Origin of the sequence: Streptomyces europaeiscabiei, from assembly GCF_001550375.1 — a bacterium.
Lineage (GTDB): Bacteria > Actinomycetota > Actinomycetes > Streptomycetales > Streptomycetaceae > Streptomyces > Streptomyces europaeiscabiei.
In genome coordinates, this window is sequence record NZ_LRTR01000892.1 from 1 (window position 1) to 6,072 (window position 6,072).

A 6,072-nucleotide genomic window follows, 5' to 3' on the forward strand; every position below is an offset into this window, starting at 1 on the left:
CTTCCGATCTGAACGGCGCTTCCAGCGCGGCGCGGTCGGGACGCCGGGCCCGCAGCGCCCGCTCGATGTACCGGTAGCCCACCGGCACCCCCGCCACCGGCACGGCCGCCACCGGCACCCCCGCCACCGGTGCGGCTGTCACGGGTGCGGTCGTCGTCGGCGCGCTCATGACGGGCGCTCGCTGCTGGCCAGCCGGAAACCCACCGGGTACAGGGGCCCGGGGAAGGGGCCGTGCCGGCGGCGGGTGCGGGTGAGGTCGCCGAACCGGGCGAAGCCGCCGCCGCGGGCGATGCGGTAGCTGCCCATCGACTCCACCAGGTGATCCGCCACAGCCTCGCCGCCGGGGTAGGGCGCGTAGTCGTCGGCGGTGAACTCCTCCACATTGCCTCCCATGTCCAGGGCGCCGCACGGGGCGGCCCCGGCCGGGAACGCGCCGACGGGGGTGGTGGTGTGCACCCCCGTCTCACGGGTGTTGCAGGCATCCGGATCGAAGCCGCCCTGCCACGGGTAGGGGCGGTTGTCGGGGCCCTTGGCCGCGTACTCCCACTCCGCCTCGGTGGGCAGCCGCCACGGGTGGCCGGTGCGCTTGGACAGCCAGCGCGCGTACGCGTCGGCGTGCTCGGCGCGGATCCCGGCGACGGGATGGTTGGAGCGGTCCCAGGGGTAGGCGCCCAGATACCAGGTGGTGGGGCGCTTTGTGAGGCCGGTGTCGGCCAGGAACGCACGCCACTCGCCGTTGGTCACCGGGTAGCGGGCGATGAAGAAGTCGCTGATCCGCACGGTGTGTTCGGGGCTCTCCTTGGCGATCCAGGACTCCTGCACACCGCGGTGGGCCCAGGCGCGGGTGACGTACCCGGCCTCCTCGGCCGGCAGCCCGATACGGACCGCTCCTCCCGCCACGGAGCACACGGCCGGGACGGGGGTGATGCGCGGGTCTCCCAGCAGGGCCAGCATGCCCCCGGCGGCCAGCCGTTCGGCCAGCGCCAGCGCGGGGTCCTCGACGGCCCTCGCCAGCCGCGGCCGGTCGGCCAGGGCGCACCGCGCACCGGGCGAGGGATGGACCAGGGCGGGGTCGGTGAGGTCGGCCTGCTCGGCGAAGTGCGCGCAGGACGCGACGTCTTGGAGGTTCATGCGCCCGCCTCCTCAAGCAGCGCCAGGGTGTGGCCGCTGCCGGCCTTGGCGGCCAGATAGGCGGCGTTGTCGGGGGTGAGATGAACGGTGGTGGCCACGACCGCCTCGACACCGATGCCCAGGGCGCGCAGCTGGGCGACCTTGTCGGGGTTGTTGGTCAGCAGCCGGATACGGGTCAGGCCCAGCGCGCGCAGCATCGCGGCGGCGGCCCGGTAGTCCCGTTCGTCCTCGCCGCGTCCGATGAGACGGTTGGCGCGGAAGGTGTCGATGTCCTGGTCCTGCAGGACATAGGTGTCGAGCTTGTTGTACAGGCCGATGCCGCGGCCCTCCTGGCGCAGGTAGAGCACGACACCGCCGGTGTCGGCCAGGGCGGCCAGCGCCTCGTCGAGCTGCGGTCCGCAGTCGCAGCGCGCCGAGCCGAACACGTCACCGGTCAGGCACTCGCTGTGCAGCCGCACCAGCGGCACGGACTGCGGTGCGTGGGGCACGACGCAGGCGATGTGCTCCGCGGCGTCGGGCAGCTGATGGAAGGTGACCAGTTCCGCCCGGCGGCCCCGCGCGCGGTCCAGGGTGATGGGGACCCGGGCGCGGACCCGGGCAGCGGGCAGTGTGACGAGGGTGTTCATGCGGCCCTGCCTTCCACGGTGCGGCCCACCACTGCGGGCGCTGTCGGTCGGGTCGAAGACGTCAGCAACTCGCCCAGGTGCAGCGAGCGCTCGACGACGGGCAGGCCGGCGCTGTCGACGCCGACGAGGAGGACGCGGCCGTCCCAGCCCGCGACGGCGACGGTGCCGTCACCGAGGCGGAGCATGCACGACACGCCCTGGGCGAAGTGGTCCACCACACGGCCGGAGGCCAGAGTGGCCGCCGCCCGGTCGAAGTCGACCTGCCAGGCGTACAGGCCGAAGTCGTAGGAACCCGCGAGCACCACGGGCCGCTCGGCGCTGCCCACGAGGGCCACGCACTTGACGGACTCGTCGGGGCCCAGCAGGGTCTGCACGCGCTCCGCACGCCAGGTGCCGTCGGGCAGGCGGACGATCCGGCCGGCCTTGACGGTGTGGTCGCGCGAAGCGCTCGCGGCGACCCCGCCGCCCAGCACGGCGACCGCGTTGACGAGGTTGCCGTGCTCCCACAGCCTGCTGCGTCCCCGCACCCCGCCGGCCTCGACGGTGCGGTCGGTGGCCGCCGACAGGAAACCGCCGGGGACGGCGGCCAGCGACTTCACCGACCCGCCGTGGGCCTCGATCCGCTCCACCACCCCGAGCGTGTCCGGGGAGATGAGGAGGAACTCCCCGTTGTAGGTGCCGGCGACGAGGTGGCCGTCGTGGACGGCCAGGGAGGGCACGGGGGAGCCGAGCTGTGCGCTGGAGGTGACGGCACGGCCGTCGTGGCGCAGGACGTGCCCGGAGTAGGTGCCGGCGAAGAGCACCCCGTCGTGGACGGCGAGGGACAGCACCGGACTGAGACCGAGGTCGATCAGGCGGACCGGACCGGGATCCGTGCCCCCGGCCCCGAGGGCGACGGCGACGACGAGACCGGAGTCGGTGCCGATGAGCAGTTCGCCGCCCAGCCGGGCCAGCGCGTTGGGCCCGTGCGTGGCCCCGGAGGGAGCAGAGATCTCCGCGCCCGTCGCGAAATCGTACAGATGCGGGCCGTTCCAGAAACTGCCGGCCGCCACCACACCCCGGGCGGCGGTGACCGAGCGCGGCCACACCCGCCGGTCCTCACTGCGGTGCAGACGCCTGCCGGCCACGTCGAAGTAGTGCAGAGCCCCGTCGTAGGCGCCCACGACGAAGCAGGAGTCGTCCTCGGACCAGGCCACCGAGCGCGCCGCGGACGTGGACACGGCGACGGTGCGGACCACCTCCAGGCCGGCGGTGAGCAGGTCGACGGCGCCGTCGTCGCGGGCCACCGCCAGCAGCCGGCCCGAGTGGGACCAGGCACAGCCCTCGATGGAGGAGCCGTAGCGGCGGGTGACGGGCGCGCCGCGGCCGTCCGGATCACTGACGGCGACCAGACCGTCCTCACCGACCGTGGCAACGAGTCCCCGCGCGCTGACCGACACCATCATGCAGTGCGCCTCGTGCGAGCCGACCTCGCCCAGGAACGCCCCGTCGGCGGCCGACCACAAGGTGGCGCGCCCGTCCTCCGACACACAGATCAACCGCTTGCCGTCGGGCAGCCAGGCCACCGAGTTGATGTCGTCGGTGTGCCGGGCCAGGACGGTGTGCAGCACCGCCCCGCCCTCCTCGCCCACCCGCCACACGGCCACCGTCTTGTCGGCGGACGCGGTGGCCAGCACCTCGCCGTCGGCCGGGTTCCAGGCGCAGGCGTTGACCAGACGGCGGTGGCGCAGCCTGGCCAGTTCAGCGGGACGGGACGGGTCGCCGGTGTCCCAGACGATGACCGTGCCGTCGTACGAACAGCTGGCCAGCCGCTTTCCGTCAGGCCTGAAGCCCACATGGGTGAGCGGAGCAAAGTGGCCTGGTCCGTAGGCCGGAAGATCAATGGGTCGCACGCCGTCTCGTCCTTTTCCTCGTGTTCTCGAATATGGGATCTTGAATTTCTTCCGTATTTTTTGAACATGCGGTGGAAGCCCACGGGATCCATAGCTCCAGGGCGCTCCTGACGCCTCGGAATTCCTGGACTTTCCCGCCGCCCGGCGCTGCGCTTCGCATTCGTCCGCCGAACTCCGAAATTAGGCGGGCGGCCCGCCGAACGGCCAGCGGCCGGCACGCAATCCGGCAACTTCGACCATTGCCGGCCGCGGACTTGACGATGCGGCGCCGGCCTGGCAGAGGCGCCCGTCCGACGCCCACCCGGCCGGTGCGCCACCTGCCCGGTGCGCCGTCTGCCCGGTGCGCCGTCTGCCCGGTGCGCCACCTGCCCGGTGCGCCGTCTGCCCGGTGCGCTACCTGACCGATTCCGCCGGACGCGGTTGAGGCATTCGCCGCGGCGGGCGGACGCTTGCCCGAATGCAGGGACCGGCCGGGGAGCTGAGCGGCGTGCACATTGTTCTGGTGGAGACGGCATCCGTCCGTGGATTCGACATGATCGCGGAGATGGCCGACTCGGGTATCGAGGTCAGTTTCGTCACCGAGACGCTCGACGCCCATCGAAAGAATCCGGGGTTCGAACTGTCCGCGCGTGCGGCACGCATCGTCGAGGTTCCGCACCTGGCGAGAGGCGTCCTCGCGGACCGGCTGCGCGGCCGGCTCGGCCCCCTCCCGCCCGACGGGGTGATCTGCCGGGACGAGGTGCATCTGCCCGCTGCCGCCGAGCTGGCCCGCGACCTGGGACTGCCCCACGAATCGCTGTCGGCGGCCCGGATCCTGAGCGACAAGGCCGCCGTGCGCGCGCGGCTCACCGAGCGCGGCATCGGCGCGCTCGCCTGGCGGGTGGCCGCCACCGCGGCCGAGGGCCTGGCGGCCGTCGAGGAGATCGGGCTGCCCGTGGTGGTCAAACCGACCGCGGGCGGATGGTCGGTGGGAGTGAGCATCGCCTGGAGCCGGGCGCAGGCCGCCCGCGCGCTGGCCGAGGTGCTCGGCGTGCCGGCCGGCCCCGACGGCACGCCACCGCGCGCGCTCATCGAGGAGTACGCGGTGGGCCGGCACGTCAGTGCCGAACTGCTGGTGCAGGACCACCGCACCGTGCTGCTCGGGTTCGCCGAGCGGCTGCCGGCACCGCCCGGTCAGACGGCGGAGCTCGGCGGCCACTTCCCGGCCCGTATCGAACAGGAGGAGGCCGCGCGCGCGTTCGTCCTCGACGCCGTGCGGGCCATCGGTGTCCGCTCCTCGGCCGTCCACGCCGAACTGCTGCTCACACCGACCGGTCCGGAGCTCATCGAGATCAACGGCCGGGTGGCCGGGCATGTGGTGGCCCGTCAGATGTCGCTGGCGCTCCATCGTTCACTCACCGCCGACCTGGTGGCCCTCGCCGTCGGCGACCCGGTGCGCGAAGCCGCGCCGAACGAGAGTGTCGTCGCCCTGCACCACCTCTTCTCTCCCGTGGACGCCGTGGTGCGGGGAGTGAAACCGCAGGACGTGCTCACCGACGAGGTGATCGAGTCCCACGTCACCGCCGGCACCGGCGACCGGGTGGCCGCGCTGCGCACCAACCACGACCGGATCGGCTACGTACTGGCCCGTGGCCGCACCGGCGACGAGGCCGCCCGCCATGCTGCCGAGGCCGCCCGGCGCATCCTGGAGTCACTGGAACTGCACCCGGTGCCGGACACCACGGAGGCGGCCGACGCCCTCCCCGCCGACCCGAAACCGCAGAACTCCCCAACGGACCGCCCGCCGGTGCCGGGGCAGTCCCCAACGGGCCGCCCGCCGGCAGCAGGAGACCTGCGACCGGACCGCCCGCCGATACCGGGGCAGTCCCCAACGGGCCGCCCGCCGGCAGCAGGGGACCTGCGACCGGACCGCCTGCCGGTGCCGGGGGAGTCCTCAACGGGCCGCCTGCCGGTGCCGGGGGAGTCCTCAACGGGCCGCCTGCCGGTGCCGGAGGACTCCCCGACGGGCCGCCCGCCCTCAGCAGGGGACCTGCGACCGGGCCGCCCCCCACGCCAAGCCGGCGAACCGTCCGGTCACACCCCGCACACCCCGCACGCCCCGCACGACGCGCCGTGCGGCGAGCATGTGCTGCTGCTGCTCGGCGCCGAGGACCCCGCCGACCGGATCATGGCCGCCCTGGGAGCGGTGACGGCCCGGGTGAGCGTGATCTGGACCTCGGGGCCCGACGGCGAACGCCGGGCACGAACGCGCTGGCAACACCATTGCCGTGGCCAGTGGCACACCGCCTCCACCGGCCCGGACATCCGCGCCGCCGCCCGCCGCATCCACGCCGCCGAGCCGGTCCGCGCCATGCTGACCTTCTCCGCCGCCCACGGCGCACGGCAGTTGCGCGACGGAGCCCCCGCCGCCCGAGATCGGAAGA

The 6,072-nt window shown here is 73.7% G+C and carries 4 protein-coding genes; 1 reads left to right on the forward strand and 3 read right to left on the reverse strand.

Features of this window, described 5'->3' with window-relative positions:
* Nucleotides 1-165: 165 nt before the first annotated feature.
* The 3 genes from AWZ10_RS45260 to AWZ10_RS45270 are packed head-to-tail and all read right to left on the reverse strand — an operon-like array spanning nt 166 to nt 3,649.
* Entirely contained in the window at nt 166-1,131 is a 966-nt protein-coding gene (locus AWZ10_RS45260) for a formylglycine-generating enzyme family protein (RefSeq protein WP_060894141.1), read from the reverse strand.
* The gene (gene ribA, locus AWZ10_RS45265) at nt 1,128-1,757 is read right to left on the reverse strand and encodes a GTP cyclohydrolase II RibA (RefSeq protein WP_060894142.1); all 630 of its coding nucleotides are present in this window, start codon (nt 1,755-1,757) and stop codon (nt 1,128-1,130) included. The genes AWZ10_RS45260 and ribA overlap by 4 nt, the downstream gene beginning before the upstream one ends.
* Nucleotides 1,754-3,649: a WD40 repeat domain-containing protein gene (locus AWZ10_RS45270; RefSeq protein ID WP_079104715.1), complete on the reverse strand. Its 1,896-nt coding sequence runs from the start codon at nt 3,647-3,649 to the stop codon at nt 1,754-1,756. Before AWZ10_RS45270 ends, ribA begins: the two co-directional genes overlap by 4 nt.
* A 457-nt stretch (nt 3,650-4,106) precedes the next feature.
* On the opposite strand from AWZ10_RS45270, the gene AWZ10_RS45275 reads away from it, so the two are divergent.
* Nucleotides 4,107-6,072, forward strand: a 1,966-nt coding sequence (locus AWZ10_RS45275) for an ATP-grasp domain-containing protein (RefSeq protein ID WP_060894143.1), incomplete at its 3' end; no start/stop codon positions are given.

Bases quoted from the DNA above. Each gene is read 5' to 3' on its own strand.
- ribA (WP_060894142.1), bottom strand. From the start codon at position 1,757: ATGAACACCCTCGTCACACTGCCCGCTGCCCGGGTCCGCGCCCGGGTC.
- AWZ10_RS45260 (WP_060894141.1), bottom strand. From the start codon at position 1,131: ATGAACCTCCAAGACGTCGCGTCCTGCGCGCACTTCGCCGAGCAGGCC.